9 protein-coding genes and 1 pseudogene are annotated in these 15788 nt (G+C 55.1%); 3 read left to right on the top strand and 7 right to left on the bottom strand.

What is annotated here, in order from left to right; genetic code table 11:
- Positions 1-81: 81 nt before the first annotated feature.
- Together ABDK75_RS07415 and ABDK75_RS07410 are read right to left on the bottom strand one after the other, a co-directional pair.
- Entirely contained in the window at positions 82-1911 is a 1830-nt protein-coding gene (locus tag ABDK75_RS07415) for an adenine deaminase C-terminal domain-containing protein (RefSeq protein ID WP_346005395.1), read from the bottom strand.
- Positions 1912-2160: 249 nt separating this feature from the next.
- A complete protein-coding gene (locus ABDK75_RS07410) occupies positions 2161-2928 on the bottom strand; it encodes a class I SAM-dependent methyltransferase (protein ID WP_346005394.1) in 768 nt (255 codons plus the stop codon).
- 190 nt (positions 2929-3118) lie between these two features.
- Between ABDK75_RS07410 and ABDK75_RS17825 the strand changes: the two are divergent.
- Positions 3119-3262, top strand: a pseudogene (locus tag ABDK75_RS17825) (AraC family ligand binding domain-containing protein); the annotation flags it as partial.
- Positions 3263-3832, top strand: coding sequence for a helix-turn-helix transcriptional regulator (locus tag ABDK75_RS07405; RefSeq protein ID WP_408874427.1), 570 nt, complete (start codon positions 3263-3265; stop codon positions 3830-3832). It abuts the pseudogene before it with no gap.
- Positions 3833-3853: 21 nt separating this feature from the next.
- On the opposite strand, the gene ABDK75_RS07400 is transcribed toward ABDK75_RS07405, so the two are convergent.
- The 4 genes from ABDK75_RS07400 to ABDK75_RS07385 all read right to left on the bottom strand — a co-directional run bounded on the left by ABDK75_RS07400 (position 3854) and on the right by ABDK75_RS07385 (position 12010).
- On the bottom strand, positions 3854-6028 hold the full coding sequence (locus tag ABDK75_RS07400) for a TonB-dependent receptor (protein WP_346005393.1): 2175 nt from the start codon (positions 6026-6028) through the stop codon (positions 3854-3856).
- 153 nt (positions 6029-6181) lie between these two features.
- Entirely contained in the window at positions 6182-7648 is a 1467-nt protein-coding gene (locus tag ABDK75_RS07395) for an efflux transporter outer membrane subunit (protein WP_346005392.1), read from the bottom strand.
- Positions 7649-7650: 2 nt separating this feature from the next.
- The gene (locus ABDK75_RS07390) at positions 7651-8832 is read right to left on the bottom strand and encodes an efflux RND transporter periplasmic adaptor subunit (protein ID WP_346005390.1); all 1182 of its coding nucleotides are present in this window, start codon (positions 8830-8832) and stop codon (positions 7651-7653) included.
- The gene (locus tag ABDK75_RS07385; RefSeq protein WP_346005389.1) at positions 8825-12010 is read right to left on the bottom strand and encodes an efflux RND transporter permease subunit; all 3186 of its coding nucleotides are present in this window, start codon (positions 12008-12010) and stop codon (positions 8825-8827) included. The genes ABDK75_RS07390 and ABDK75_RS07385 overlap by 8 nt, the downstream gene beginning before the upstream one ends.
- Before the next feature lie 479 nt (positions 12011-12489).
- Here ABDK75_RS07385 and ABDK75_RS07380 point away from each other — a divergent pair, with 479 nt between their 5' ends.
- Positions 12490-13395 (top strand): AraC family transcriptional regulator, encoded by a 906-nt coding sequence (locus ABDK75_RS07380; RefSeq protein ID WP_064274858.1) that lies wholly within the window; start codon positions 12490-12492, stop codon positions 13393-13395.
- A gap of 81 nt (positions 13396-13476) precedes the next feature.
- On the opposite strand, the gene ABDK75_RS07375 is transcribed toward ABDK75_RS07380, so the two are convergent.
- Positions 13477-15690, bottom strand: a complete 2214-nt coding sequence (locus ABDK75_RS07375) for a TonB-dependent siderophore receptor (RefSeq protein WP_346005387.1) — start codon at positions 15688-15690, stop codon at positions 13477-13479.
- Positions 15691-15788: the final 98 nt, after the last annotated feature.

Genomic DNA, 15788 nt, shown 5'->3' with positions numbered 1-15788 from the left:
AAATGCAAAAACAATAACTTGAATGGATATTCTTACATTTCTATTAACGTGGAAGAAGTTCTGGGAAACAGCCTTCATACCTTACCAGACCGTCGGCATCGTCTGCCCCGTCTGGAGAAGAACCAGCCCGCTTGGATTGCCCGGGTATGGAACGACCAGGCGCCATGTGAATGGGCTGCATGTGATCATCGAAATCAGAAGTCTCCGCGGATAACCGGGCGCTCCTATCCATTCGAGCCCGTCAGCTTTAGCATAGACATTTTCCATGCTCGCAGCGGCATCCTGCACGGGACGGCTGGTCATCAGACCTGCGATCTCCAACTGCATTTCGGCGAGAACCTTACCGTGGCTGACCATCACGATCCCACCTTTGAGCTCGGCGATACGATTGACCGCGAGCGCCATTGCCTCGTCGCTGGTTCCCATGACCGTGATATTGTGGAGATCGTGGGAGACGGACGTAGCGATGGCGCTATCGGGCGTTTTAGGGCCATTACCCGTCCAGAACATCTTGCCCAGCCGAGCCTGTCCCATGTACCGATCTACTGTTGCAACTTTGATGATATCATGTGCGATATCGCGCTGAACGACCCCGTTCACCACAGAGAGCATTGCTGTTTTCTGAACGGGATCAGTGTAAAACGGGGCCTGAATAGCAGCCGTAACCTGGGTCGTTTTTCCCTTGGGTGCCAGGATTTCAAAGTCTTTTGCCGTCAGTTTTCTACCGATGTGGATCGTATCGGATGCCCATGTCGGCCATGTAATTTTGGGCACTGGGAGCAAGTATTTCCCATCCTGGGCCGCCAGCTTTCCGTTCGCAAAAACATACTTGATCTTCACGTCCGGCACAGAAGATAGCAGGACAACGTCAGCATACCGACCCGGTGTAATAGACCCGACAATCTGATCCATATGACCATGCTGGGCCGGATAAAGGCTACCCATTGCGTATGACGCCTCAATGGGCGCACCCATCTTGATTGCAAGACGGATATGATAATCCATTGTTCCTTGCTTCAGCGTATCCGCGACATTCCTGTCGTCTGTTACAAGCGCAATATTATTCCAGTTTTTCAGTTCTTTACGCACAAAGTAAGGGACGGCCCGCTCAATATTGTCATCACGGAGCTGCAAAAAGAGGCCATGCTGTAATTTGTTCCATGCTTCTTCAGGTAGCCGGGTTTCATGGTCGCTGGAGAGGCCCGCTCCGGCAAACGCATTGATCGTGTCCATGTCCCACAATCCTGCCCCATGCCCGTCGACGACGCCCCGATTATCGAATGTAGCTTGAATGTTTTCCCAGATCCGTTGGTGACCAGGGTGAGAAGGGTTTGAAACGGCAGGCCAGTCCATCACTTCGTCCAGCCCCTGGACGCGTGGATTATCGCGAATGTTTTCAGAGATTTCCTTGTAGGCATAGTTTCCGCCACCTTGCTCGAAGGCAGAAGGCGGGGTGGCTGACCCGAGGGCAGGGAAAATTTTCAGCGGACTGCCAAGGTGTTCTGCTGTCAGCCAGAATTCAACGTTATGCGTACCACTGACATTCGCAAACTCATGAGAGCCTTCCGTGGTCCAGGTATTTCCCAGTGGGATGACAAGGGCTGCTTCCCACTCGGGCGAGAGCATTGAACTCTCAATATGCTTATGAGATTCCCCGAAACCGGGGACAGCCGCGAGCCCTTTTGCATCGAAGATTGAAAGCGCCTGACCTTTCCACGCCCCAACAGGCCCTACCCAAGCAATCCGTTGCCCTGCAATGACGATGTCCTGTCCATCCTCCCAACTCAGAGTGTAGACGTTTAGAACCTTTGCGTTGTGGATCAGAAGGTCAGCCGGGGCATGACCCAAGGCGACCGCGACCAACAACTGACGTGTTTTAACTTCTTCACTGAAGGCAACGGGGTGCGCCACCCGACTTGCTGTGGGAACCGCAGTCGCTGACGTCTCGCCAGCGACTGCATATGATGATGTCAAAGAGATACATGACAGCGAACAGGCCAGCGTCTTTGCTGAAAAATTCGAGAACTTTCGGAAAGACAACGGAAAAAACATCTCTTGGACATCCGGCAGCAGAAAACGGTGCCGAATTCTAGCGTGGACCGTACCGGCAACATAATGTTTTTTCCGGAGATTGGGGCAACTGATAGCCACCCCGTTCGCCTAGCAATTTTTGCGCCACACTACGATTGAGATCGGAAAGTAGAAATGAATGCCGTCCTCAGCGTTCCATGCCCCCATGCCCAATCGATCCTGCCCGCTGGCAATATCTTCCACGAACATTTCTTTCAGAGCAGACCAGTCTTCGGGGGCAACCTGATCCTGCAAGCGGGATGCGAGACGATACTGCTGCGTTACCAGAGGGAACAAGCCCGCATCCGCGCCCAGCCGCAGTAACTGCTGCAAGGTGAGGGCGCTTGTGTGAGAACGATCACGCAGGGTCTCAGCAAGGTCATAGTGTGCCTGACAGGCAGGAGTTGGCGTTGCATCAATGACAATAATCCGCCCATCCGGCCGACATACACGCACCATCTCAGCCAGGATTTCAGCCGGCTCCTGCATGTGATGAAAGCTGTAACGTGTCACAACACGATCGAAGCTCTCCGCTTCAAAAGGGAGATGCTGCGCGTTACCAATCTGATACTTCACGCTCACACCGGCCTTGCGTGCTCGCAGACGGGCCTGTTCGATCATGGCAGGGGTAAGATCAACTCCTGTGACGTCGGCGCCTGTCAGGGCGAGTTCGCAAGCAACAATGCCTGGCCCACATGCCACGTCCAGTACCTTCATGCCTTTGGTGACAGAACAGGCGGAAACGGTCTGTGCCATGCTTTCAGCGTCTGCATGGATGGGCAATTCAGCAAACGGTTTTGCCCATCGTGTGAATTGATCAACAATCCGGGTTTCGTGAGATACGGGAGAACGGGACATCTTTATTCCTTTCCGAATAGGTTCAGGATAAAGACCGAGCAACTGGCCGACTAACGCTTCTCGGCCATAAAATAGTGGGAACCGGCCAATTCAAAACCTGACTGCCAATCAAACACAGAGCATCCTGATTGAGAACCGGATCGATACCTCGGGTGGTGTTGGTTTCGGGTTTCGCAATCCGTCAACAGCTGTGTTCTATGATTGGCACGAGCATCCACGACATCAAATCACATACGCCAGACGTGGGACAACGCAGATCGAAGGTCCGGAAGGGCGGCATCTTCTGCCAGCGTCTCATGCCATATGGATACCCGCAGGAACGCGACATCGCACCATGATGCGTAATCTGGATGGTGTCTCGGTCTACTTTGATCCCGCGCATTTTTCTGCAGAAACGTTGGAACGCATTCAAACCTTCCCAGTGACGGCCGTCATAAAGGAGATGCTGTTTCACACGCTTCGCTGGTCAGATAAATCAGCGGAGAAGATGCCTGTCGAACAAACGTTTTTTCAGGCTCTGTTTCTGCTGTGTCAGGAACAGATGAAGCAGAAAGCAGCTGAGACGTTCACTCTACCGCGCGTCACCCATCCATCGCTGGTGCGCGCTATGGATAGTGCTCTTGTCGATCCCGGCCATGCCAGCCTGACGCAGGCATTGCATCAAGCCGGCATGTCTGAGCGCAGTTTCCGCCGTCATTTTCTTAATGAAACCGGAATGACGTGGCAGGCATGGATTACGCAGGCTCGCCTTTTCCACGCTGCGACCCTGCTGGCCGAAGGTCAGCGCGTGACCGATGTGAGTGCAGAGGTGGGCTACGCATCACTCAGCGCCTTCGCAAAAGCGTTCACACACCTTCTGGGTCAATCGCCTGTATGTTTTCGAAAGTCGCAGGAGAGCATTTAGGGCTCAAAATCCCTTAAGCGTTCAAAACCCGACCTCAATGCCCACATGCACCGTACGGCCTTGCCCCCAGGAAACACGGAGCGGGGTCCCCGCGGTTGAGACGAAATAGGCTTTATTGGCCAGATTGACGGCATTGACCTGCAAAGACGTGTCATGGCTCAACAGCCGCCCCGTGTGCCATGACGCAAAGGCATCAACCGTTGTGTAGCCTGGAAGCCAGAAGGTATTGTTCAGATCTCCCGGCCGCCGGCCAACGTATCGAGCACCTGCGCCGATCCGCATGGTCGTCTGAAGCCATGGCAAAGCTGCTTCATAAGTGAGATAGCCACCACCAGTATGCTTGGCCACGTTGGCGACAAGCTTGCCTTCATCAGCAGGCGTGTCACGCAGGATACGCGCATAGGTGAAGGCATAATTGGCTAAAACGTTCCAGTGCTTGTCCAGCTTGCCTGCCACACTGGCCTCCACTCCCTTGGAACCCACCAGGCCCGCCAGACGCTGAAGCGTATTCCCTGTCTCGTCCAGCCCTGCAGACTGCTGTACGTTCTTCTTGTGGATATTATACAAAGCCACATCCGCCGTCAGGAAACGATCCTGATAGCGCGCACCGACTTCAAACTGTCGTCCCATGGTGGGCTTGTATCCCCCTTCAAGAACGCTGCCAGCATCAAGCTGATTGGGTGTGAAAGACTGGGAATAATCTCCATAGAAAGAGACGCGTTTCCCTAGCTGATACACCAGCGCTACGAACGGCAGAGGCTTGGTATATGATGCATCGGTTGTCTGCACGTACGGACGGCGACCTCCATACGTGATGTGAAAAAACTGATATCGCACACCGGGTGCTAAAATCAGCCCATGGCCCAGATGGATATTGTCTTTGAGGTATCCTGAAGCACTGTTGATGTGCTGCCGCCAGTCACTGTTGCTATTGTTTATAGGTCCAACAGGCTTGAGCAGCTCATACACAGGATCAGCGGGATAGAACCCACCCTGTCGCGTCCCATCAATAAAAGCGCCTTGGTTTTGCTGGCGGTTCTCGTAATCGGCGCCCACAACAAGATCATGCTTCATACCCCACAGGACGTGATTTGAAATGTAATCCAGAGACGCATAGCCATTGGCACGGATGGTTCCGGTATTGCTTCTATAACGGCGGGTCAGGATGCCCGTAGCGGCGTTGTAGGCAGACGGATCAGCCTGCCGATCATGATAATTGTCCCGGTTCCAGCCTCCGGACAGGCGGATGCGGTCATTATCCGTCAGACGATACTCCATCGTCGCAGCCAGAAGATGCCGTTCGCCAAAGGATTTGGCCCAGCTTTCATCCAACCGCTTTGCTGGACCACTGACCGCTCGTCCATTCGAAAAGACAGCACCGCGGTCTAGCGTATTGTTATATTTCGCCCATTCGTAAGACACATCTGCTGTGAAGCGACCGTGCTCAAAACGGAGGGACGGTGCCAGAAGCTTCTGCCTGTTGGAGCCAAAATTACGCCAGTAATTCTCATTTTTGTAAGACCCCACAAGTCTGAAGCTCAAACCATGGGTGAGGGGGCCACCCACATCAAAGTGGCCATAACCGCCGCCGAGCGAAGACCATGTCGTCCCGAGATTGGCTCCCCACGTTTTCCGGGGCTGCTTTGTAATGACGTTGATGACGCCACCAGGCTCCTGCATTCCGTAGAAAAGGGACGCTGGCCCTTTCAGCACTTCCACGCGTTCTGTTGTGGCGAGATCGAAGTTCCGGCCAGTCGGCATCCGCACACCATTGCGCAGGATCGAACCATCGTCCACGGCTCCGAAACCGCGTTTCATCAGATCATCCTGTGTGCCGCCAAAGTTATTGCCGATGGAAATGCCGGGCACATATTTCGCCACATCTTCCATCGTCTGAGGCGTCATGTCTTCAATGACCTGATGGGTCACAACGTTCGTCGTCTGGGTCTGCTGAAGAAATGTTGTGGGAAGCTTGTCCGCTATGCTGCTGGATGTGGCTCCATAGGAATGTGCATCTGCATGAACACGAATATGTTCAGCCTTACCGTGCGATGTGACGGTTTTGGGCTTTTTGTAACGATCTTCCTTGCTGCTTGATGTGGAAGAGGGCGCGTCATTGGATGAGGCTTCTGCACAAAACCCGCTGAAAACAGATAATCCCGCGCATGCAAAAGCGAGTGTCCTAAGGGCAGCCATCTGATTTTTCCGCAAATGATAATTACTCTCATTTACGTTTGTTACGGAAGGTTTGTCATTGGGAGAGTTATGACAAACGATATCGGACATTTTCGTAAATGGCGGCAAAATCGGGAATTTCGCCGCCAAGGACGGTAGAAAGAGAAGAAAGCGCTACAAAACGTGGTTGATAACGGCGTCCTTACGAGCCGGAAGGGTCTCGTTCCATCCGCCTCCAAGCGCTTTGTAGAGTGTTACCGTATTAGACATCTGCTGAAGATGGGTCGTGATCGCTCCAAGCTGAGCACTATAGAGTGTCCGTTGTGCGACGAGCGTATCGAGATAGGGGTCATAACCTCCTTTAAAACGCGCGAGTGCGAGTTGATACTGGCGGCCACCAGCCTGAACCAAGGCGTTCTGCGCATGCAACTGCTCCAGGTAGGTGCTTCGTCCCGCCAAGGCATCGGCAACTTCCCGGAATGCAGTTTGCACCGTCTTCTCATACCGTGCGATTTCCTCCTTCTTACGAGCCTTTGCCTGGTGGAGCTCTGCTGTCAGACGCCCGGCGTCAAACAGTGGAAGAGTGATCTGAGGGGCTACGTTCCAGGCACCCATCCCACTTTGGAACAGGCGAGTGATATTGTTGCTCGCCGTACCATTCGCCGCAGTGATCTGGATTTTGGGGAAAAACTCAGCTCGCGCCGCTCCGATATCGTCATTCGCCGCCCGCAAAACCTGCTCTGCCGAAAGGATGTCAGGCCGACGTGCAATCATGTCTGAAGGAAGCCCTTCTGGAACATCCGGAAAAGGCACCACATCCTCAAGGGAAGCCTTATGTTCCAGATCAGCACGCACTGATGGCACCAGAGGTGTGCCGACCAGAAGCTCAAGCTGGTTCATCGCCTGCTCGCGCTGACGCGTGTAGATCTGAAGATTGGTTTCCGCGTCCCGCAGAGCAGCTTCCGCCTCGGCAACATCAAGTTGAGTTCCGGTGCCGACATCGGCTGTCTGCTTGACCAGATCATAAGTGTGACGGCGGTTCGCAAGGACGTTCTGTGTAACAAGAACGGCCTGATTGTTAGCGACCCAGTTGAGCATTGCTGTCGAAACACTTGCAATGATGCTAAGGCGCATACTCTCACGCCCCAGTTCATCTGCAACATACCGATCAAACGACGCACGAGAGGCTGACCGGATACGTCCCCACAGATCGACCTCATAAGCCGAGATACCAAACCCCACGGCATATTGCCGCATGTAGAACGGACCATTCCCCTGTGACAGGCTCCAGATCCTGGAGTTCATCTTCTGAACATTCGCTCCCGCCGTCCCATTCAGGGTTGGGAAGAGGGCAGCATTTTCAATATCAAACTGCGCGCTGGACGCTTCGACCTGATGCTGGGCGATCTGAAGGTCCCGGTTATTGGTCAGAGCCGTCTCGATCAGCGATTGCAGAACGGGGTCGCGATAAAATGCGCGCCAGTTCTCAAGACTACCCCCATCCGTAGCCGCCACATCGGCCGCTTTATTGGGCCATGCGGTTGCCACTGGGGCTGAAGGGCGATGATAGTCCGGAATCATCGTGCAGCCGCTCAGCAGGAGCGCTAATCCAGCAGTAAGAGTTGTGGTGGAAGAACGCATCTTCACGCTCCCTTCGATCCATTCACATCATGCGGTGCAACCTGCCGGCCATCTGTCAAAGCCGAGGGAGGATGCATGATCAGGCGGCTTCCTTCAGCCAAACCGGTTTGGACCTCAATCCGATCTCCATAATCCCGGCCAACAGTCACCTTGTGAAGACGCAGTCGGTTCCCATCTTCGACGGTGGCCACGGACAGGCCGTCCGCGTTGTAAATCAGTGATTCCGTTGGAATCAGCAGGGTCGGGGCAGGGCGGGGCAAGTCGAAATGAATGGAACCATACACACCGGAGGCAAGCTTCCCGTCACGATTATCCAGCTCGATTTCAACTGGCAGCATCCGGCTCTCACGTTCCAGCGCATGACCTGTCCGTGTGACGGTGCCTGCAAAGCTTTCGCCCGGGTGGTCCGGTACAGTCAGACTGACAGGTGTACCCGTCTGCACTGTGCCGGACTCCTCCTGTGGCACATGCACGCGGACACGCAGTCTATCCGTGCGAGCGACCACAAACAGCGGGACTGACTGAGCACTATCCGCACTCACCAGATCGCCAACTTCCACGTTCCGTACCGTCACAACACCATCGAAAGGGGCCGTCACGGTCGTGTAGGCGCGTCGTTGTGCGCTCTCTGCCAAGGCCGCATCAGCGGCCGCACGTGCAGCATTCTGAGCCTGCTGGGTAATGCGATCCGTATCGAAGTTCTGCTTGCTCACCGCGCCACCACCAACGAGGCCACCAGAGCGCCTTGCCGTAACACGGGCGAGATCCAGATTGGCGCGAGCCTGTTCGGCCGCGGCCTTGGCGCGTGCTTCCTGTCGATCCAGCTCTGGCGCATGAATAATGGCCAGAACGTCTCCCTCTTTCACACGAGTGCCGATATCAACACGTCGTTCGGCAATATACCCTGATGCCCGCGCACCAATTGCCGCCGTCTCGAGAGGGGCGGTTTCTCCAGGAAGATCAAGAGAGACAGGCTTCGCCTCTCTGTGAGCAATCATGAAGCTGACATCTGGCGTCTGGTTCTGGCGCGTCTCAGCGAGAGCACGAACCGCGATGCCGCGTTCACTATGCGCGTAGATCCCGTAGCCGAGCAGCAGGATAGCTCCGAGGCCAATCAACGGCACAATGGGTGGCCCACGGCGTTCTTCACGGGCGCCGGTCGAGGATAAAACGGGTTCAGACATGACTGTATTCCTCAAGAATGCGGCTTTCTCGTTTTCTCAGGCGTGTGTAGAGCCAGGGAACTATGAAGAGCGTGGCGCAGGTGCCCATCATCAGGCCGCCAATCACGGCGCGTCCGAGCGGGGCGTTCTGTTCGCCGCCATCTCCGAGCCCCAGAGACATGGGCAACATGCCGATGATCATTGCGAGCGACGTCATCAGAATGGGGCGCAGGCGTGCCTGTCCGGCAGCGACGGCGGCTTCGACGGCACTCAAGCCCTCAGCACGTCTTTCCTTGGCAAAGGTTACAAGCAGGATCGAATTGGCGCTGGCCACACCGACACTCATGATCGCCCCCATGAGGGAAGGAACCGAGAACGTTGTCCCTGTGACGAACAGCATGAACACGATCCCGCACATGGCGCCGGGAAGGCCAAGGACGACCACGAACGGGTCCATGAAGGACTGGAAGTTCACGACCATCAGAAGATAGACCGCAATCGCTGCAACCATCAGGCCGATACCCAGCCGGGTAAAGGCAGAATGCATGCTTTCAATCTGCCCTTGAACGGTGATCACATTGCCCGGTGAAAGCTCTCCCCGATGGCGCGCAATGACCCGATCAATGTCCCGGGCAATGCTTCCCAGATCACGCCCCTCCGCGCTCGCATCGACATCAAGCGTTGGCTGGATGTTGCTGTGTGAAATGACGTTCTGTGCCGTGCCACGCTTGATGGTTGCGACGTTGCTTAACAGAGCCGAGGAGTGCTGTGACCCAAGTGCGGAGGCAATGACGGTGTTACGAAGATCACCCAGATTGTTGACCCGATACTGTGGCGTCTGGACCGCGAGCGGGTACTGGATGCCAGTTGCCGGATCGACCCAGAAGTTCGGGGTTACGGTATTGGAGGACGCCAGTGATACCATCACATTGCGCGCAACGTCATTGAGTGTCAGGCCGAGGTCCAGAGCGCGCTCACGATCAATCGCAATTGCCAGTTCTGGAGCGGCAATCTGCTGATGCAGATGGACGTCCACCAGGCCAGGAATGCGGGAGACTTCCTGACGGACTTCCTGCATGACCTTGCGGTTATTGGCTGCATCATAACCCGAAATGCGGATATCCACCTGCGCGGGAAGCCCGAAATTCAGGATCTGGGTCACGATATCGGCGGGCTGGAAATAGAACACGCTGTCCGGGAAGCGGCGAGCCAGTTCGGTCCGGAGTGTGCGGATATAGTCGGCGGTTGGGCGATGCCCTTCCTTCAACTCCACCATGATCTGACCGTCATTCGGTCCAACGGTTGTGCCGTCGTCGAAAGGCATGGAATACCGGAATGGTACACCCATGTTATCGAGGACCAATGACCGTTCATGCTCGGGCACGACTTCACGGATGACGTCTTCAACCTGATCAAACAGTCGTTCCGTGCTCTCGATGCGCGTTCCTTCCGGCGCGCGGACATGGAGCTTGAATTCGCCGGCATCAATCGTGGGGAAGAAATCCTGCCCGACCTGAGTTGCGAGGAAACCGGCAGCCAGAACAGTCACACCTGCCAGCGCAGGAACTTTCCAGCCACTTTCGATGAGGCCATGTAACTGACGGACGTAGCTATCCCGCAGCCGGTTAAAGCGCCGGTCAAAAGCAATGCCGAACCGGGTAATGACATCAGGAGGCAGCCCGGCATCGCGGCGGCGCGTGGTCTGCCGTTCTTCAGACCGCAGAAGAATAGCTGCGAAGATTGGCACCAGTGTCCGGCTGATCGCATAGGAGGCGAGCATGGCGTACACAACAGCAAGGGCCATCGGTGTGAACAGGAAGCGGGACGGGCCGACAAGGAACTCTACCGACACAAACACGCTGGAGATGGCCAGTGTCGACACCAGTGTTGGCAGTGCGATTTCCGACGCGCCGTTGAGCACGGCCTGTCGCAGTTCTGTTCCTTCATGGCGAATACGATGGATATTTTCGATCGTTACAGTCGCATCATCTACCAGAATACCGACGGCGAGAGCCAAACCACCCAAGGTCATCAAATTCAGTGTCTGGCCACTCCAGGACAGCACGGCAATCGAAGACAGGATGGCCAGCGGGATGGAGACGGCAACGATAATGGTCGAACGCCAGCTTGCGAGAAACGCAAGGATCATGGCCGCTGTTAGCAGACCGGCAATGACAGCTTCAGACGCCACTCCGGTAATTGCCGCTTTGACGAACAGGGACTGGTCAAACAGTTCCTCGATCTTCATGCCCGCCGGGGCTGCTGCACGCGTAACAGGAAGAACCTGATTACGAATGGCGTTTACAACACTCAGCGTCGAGGCATTTCCGGCCTTCATGATGGAGAGCAGCACGGAGCGGCGTCCTTCGCGGCGCACCACATTCTGCTGTACGGCCGTTCCATCACGGACCTGCGCAACATCCGCAATACGAACGATAGCGCCAGTCTTGGGGTCACGCTTGAGGGGAACATCGTTCAAACGCGCTGCGACGTCTGGCATGCCGTTCATACGCACGTCGTATTGGGTGGCGCCGAATTTCACCGTTCCGCCGGGCAGCGTCAGGTTCTGCACGTTGATGGCATTGGAAACATCCAGCGGCGTCAGGCCGACACCCGCCAGCTTGGTCTCATCAATATCCACCATGACCTGACGGATCTTTCCGCCATAGGGCGGGGGTAGCATCGTGCCGGGAATAGGGGCGAGCTGCTGACGGATACGGTAAATGCCATAATCATACAGTTCGCTTTCCGTCAGCTTCTCCGAAGAGAGGGAAAGCTGGAGAACCGGCACACTGGAGGCGCTGTACTGCATGATGATGGGCGGCTGAATGCCGGGTGGTAGCAGGGCGCGGATTGAGTTTGTAGCCGAAACGGTCTGTGCGACCGCAAGGTCAACGTTTACGCCGGGCTGAAAATACAGCTTTTGCAGGACCAGCCCCGGTGTCGTCTGGCTTTCGATGGTCCGCAGATTGTTGACGAAGAAGCTTTCGGAAAACTCCGTATAAGTACTGATCCGTTTCTCGGTCTCGGCGGCATCCAGGCCGTCATAATACCAGACGACGGTGACGACCGGGATATCGATGTTCGGAAACACATCGGTAGGCGTTCTGAAGACGGCCGTGATGCCCAGAAGCAGGATGAGTACCCCTGCGACAAGGAATGTGTAAGGCCGTCGTAGCGCAAAGGCGACGATCCCCATTGAATATCTCTGTTCAGATGGCTTTGGAGCACGGAACCCGCACCCCGCTTGTCCGGCACAATCCACGTGCGGACAAATCGGCAAGCTTTTCGCCATGACATGATGCCGCGCCGCGTTTGCCGTCTTCTCACCGGAAACGACGTTCTCAGGGAAGGAGCATAACCGCCGCGGAAGGCTTGGGCGGATCATGCAACTCCGCGCGCAACATCCGGTAGAGCAATCCAATCAGATGATTGCATAATCCTGCCATATCGAACTGCAGGCGAGGACATGAAATAAAGCCAATAGCTCCTAAAGCGCCATCAAAAGTGGGTGCAGTGCCATAATGAATTAGAACGAAACTTCAAAAAGATGCCTGATTCGATCATATGCTTGCACAATCCGACCAAAGTCTTACACTACCCTTCTGGGCGGATCAGGCATACCCCTAAATGTGCAATACCCAAACGACTGACTGAAAAAATCGGAAATTTCGCTTCATGCAGGATATTCTGTCACGGCTTCGAGACACGATCGACCGCCATTGCGTCGAGCCAACGACCCGCTCGGTTGTGCCGGGCCTGCTGCTCTTTCGTGCCGATGCCCCCACGACACCAATGGATGTGGTGTACGAACCCCGCTTCTGTGTGATTGTCCAAGGGTCAAAACAGGTCATGCTGTGTGACAAGGTCTTCGATTATGATGCCAGCAAGTATCTCGTAACGGCCGTTGACCTTCCCGTTACCGGGCAGGTGACACAAGCCACGCATGAAAAGCCCTATCTGGCGCTCTGCCTGGCTCTGGATCCTGCGCAAATTGCTGATTTGCTACTCGAAATGAAGGATGCCTTTCCTACAAACGGGACGACCTGCCCATCCTGCATGACGGTCAGTGCACTTACCCATGAAATCCTGGATCCAGTGACCCGCCTCGTAGGGCTGTTGGAAAATCCGGAAGACATTCCCATTCTTCAGCCCGCCATCCTTCGCGAACTGCTGTATCGTTTGTTGCAGGGGCCTCAAGGCTATGTTCTGCGGCAGATTGCCACCGCGGGGACAAATCTCTCCCAACTCAATCGGGCAATCGGCTGGATACGAACGCATTATGCAGAATCTTTCGACATTGCATCTGTTGCGAAGATTGCCGGGATGAGCCCGTCATCATTTCATCGGCATTTCCGGGCAGCCACGATGATGAGCCCCTTGCAGTATCGCACGCGCCTTCGCCTTCAGGAGGCGCGCCGCAGGCTGCTCAGTGCCACGGTCGATGCTGCTGAGGCCGGATTTGCGGTCGGGTACGACAGCCCGTCCCAATTCAGTAGAGAATACCGGCGCATGTTTGGGGTTCCTCCCGCACGGGACGCACAACGCCTTAAATATGCGGGAGACGGAATGCTTCCAGCTTAAGGAGAAGGCTTAACACATGACGGTATGAGCCTTTTGAAAGGGGTTGCCAGAAACTATTCTGGCAACCTTCTTCGTAAGGAATTACCAGCTATACCCTATGCTGGCCTGCGCATTCCGGCGCTCGCCGTAGTAGCAATATTGTCCGTCGGCACCGTACGCGAAGCAGTTCGCGATATATTTCTTGTCAAAGAGATTGCGAACGCTTGCAGAGGCTTTCCAGCCATGAAGCGAATGGGACATGTTCGCCAGATCATAGCTCACGGACGCATCGAAGAGAGCATATTGGGGAAGCCAGACGCTGCCATATGTTGCTTCACCGCCGTAGGTTTTTGCGGAATAGCGCATACCACCACCAAATCCGAACCCCTTCAGCGGCCCGGAGGGCATTGTGTAGAACGCGAAGAGGGAGGCATTCCCTTTTCCAGACTGGATCAATGGCTTCCCGGTCGAATCATCCTTGATCTTCTGGAAACTCACTGCGGCTGTCAGCATGAGGTTACGGAATGGCTCGGCATGGGCTTCAAATTCGAAACCGTCCGAGTGAACAAGTCCGCTCTGCACACTGTACCCTGTGTTCGCGACCGAGACGAGCACGTTGCTTTGCTCGATATGGAATCCCGCTGCGGTCAGCAGGATGGATGTTCCAGGAAGCTGATATTTCAAGCCACCCTCAAGCTGCTTGCCCATAGATGGATTGGCCTGGCGAACGGTCGCCCCGCCATCGTTGGAAACAGAGCCTGACTGCGGCTGAAAAGACGTCGAATAGCTGATGTAAGGTGAGAGGCCGAAGTCAAAGTGATAAAGACCGGAAGCACGCCATGTAACCTGGCTTGAACTCTGGCGGCTGTCAGAAGGTGTCAGAGACTCAACCTGATGCGAGCGATACCAGTCATTGCGAATACTTCCCGTAAGGATCAGCCGATGCCAGCGGATTTCATCCTGACCATACGCGCCGATCTGATGAGAATGAGTGACATAATTCAGATACGGGGACAGGTCCGGAATGACCATGTGATAATCGGGATGGAGCACATCCAGATCCGGAGCATCGCCATAGGCTTCTGTGTCATTGGCCTTTTGCTGCATATAGTCGAAACCGAACATCAGGGCATGCCGCAACGGGCCAGTGCGGACGCGACCTTTGACCTGGCTGTCAAACGCCAGATTATAGGTATGTTCGTGCGTTCCGTATGCAGAGCGGGACAGCATCTGCCCACTCGTACCATCATCGCTGTCGTAATAGCCATTGTTATACACGCTGCGATAGATGGTCTTGATATCATCGTAGCGGCCGCGCGTACTGAAGCTCCAGTCATCGTTGAAGCGATGATTGAAGATATAGGTAATTGCGCCCTGTTTGCGGTTGAATTTTTCTGATGGGACATCCCCGTCATAGAAATTCCGGGGCAGGTAGCCGTAGGAAGCACGCTTGAGCGACCCAATCAGCGGCACGCCGCCATAAGAACCACTCTCAGGATCGTACTGGTAATTACCCAGCAAAGTGAGGGTGGTCGGGCCGTCGCCTCCAAAGGTAAAGGCCGGGCTAATGCTGAAGCGTCGGCTACCGGTTCTGCTGAGCTGGGTATGCTGCCCATTTACTGTGCCATAAAGCCGGTAGCGAACGAGACCGTCCTTGGTCGCAAATCCGCCGACGTCAGCATCCACACGATACAGATCGAACATGCCGCCCGTTGTATTGACGCTACCATAAAACCGCTGATCCGTCGGCAGCTTGCTGGATAACGCCGTCAGACCACCTGGGCTGGACTGTCCATAAAGGGCAGAAGCCGGCCCTTTAAGCAGCTCAACGCGATCCAGCCGGTATGTATCGGTCTGGGCGACGGCAAAGCCGGTTGGGCTGTCCTGAAACTTCAGTCCATCCAGAAAAGTCGGCACTGTGAAGCCACGAAGATCGAAGAGATCATAGCGGGTGCCTTCACCACCGCGCGTATCCGCTGTAACGCCTGCTGCGTACCGCACGGCCTGATTCAGTGTCAGAACACCGCGTGCATCCATTTCGTCACGGGTGATGACGGTGACGGACTGCGCGGTTTCAACAAGAGGTGTGTTTGTTTTCGTAGCGGAAGAGGCAATGGTTGAAGACTTGCGAGCATGAACCTCAACCCGTTCAACCCTTGTGCTCCGTGCTTTGGCATTGTCAGCGCTTGCTTGAGCCGGGCCAGGCGCCCCAGACTGCTGCGGATCCTTGGCTTTATTCTCCTGCTCAGCCGCGAAAGCCGTATCGCTCAAAATGAGGGAGAAAAGAACCGTGTAAACTATCCTGCTGCGCTGCATACCCAACTCATTTCGTTACCGGCTCGTGCTGGTTGCGAGGCAGAGACCGGCTTTATTGTTAAGAATGATACTTAATTGCGCTCCTAGACATCTTCGGA

The sequence above is a fragment of the Gluconobacter sp. OJA genome (genome assembly GCF_039638325.1).
GTDB lineage: Bacteria > Pseudomonadota > Alphaproteobacteria > Acetobacterales > Acetobacteraceae > Gluconobacter > Gluconobacter cerinus.
The sequence above is the reverse complement of the archived record's forward strand: the minus strand, read 5'-3'. Positions and strand labels throughout refer to the sequence as shown.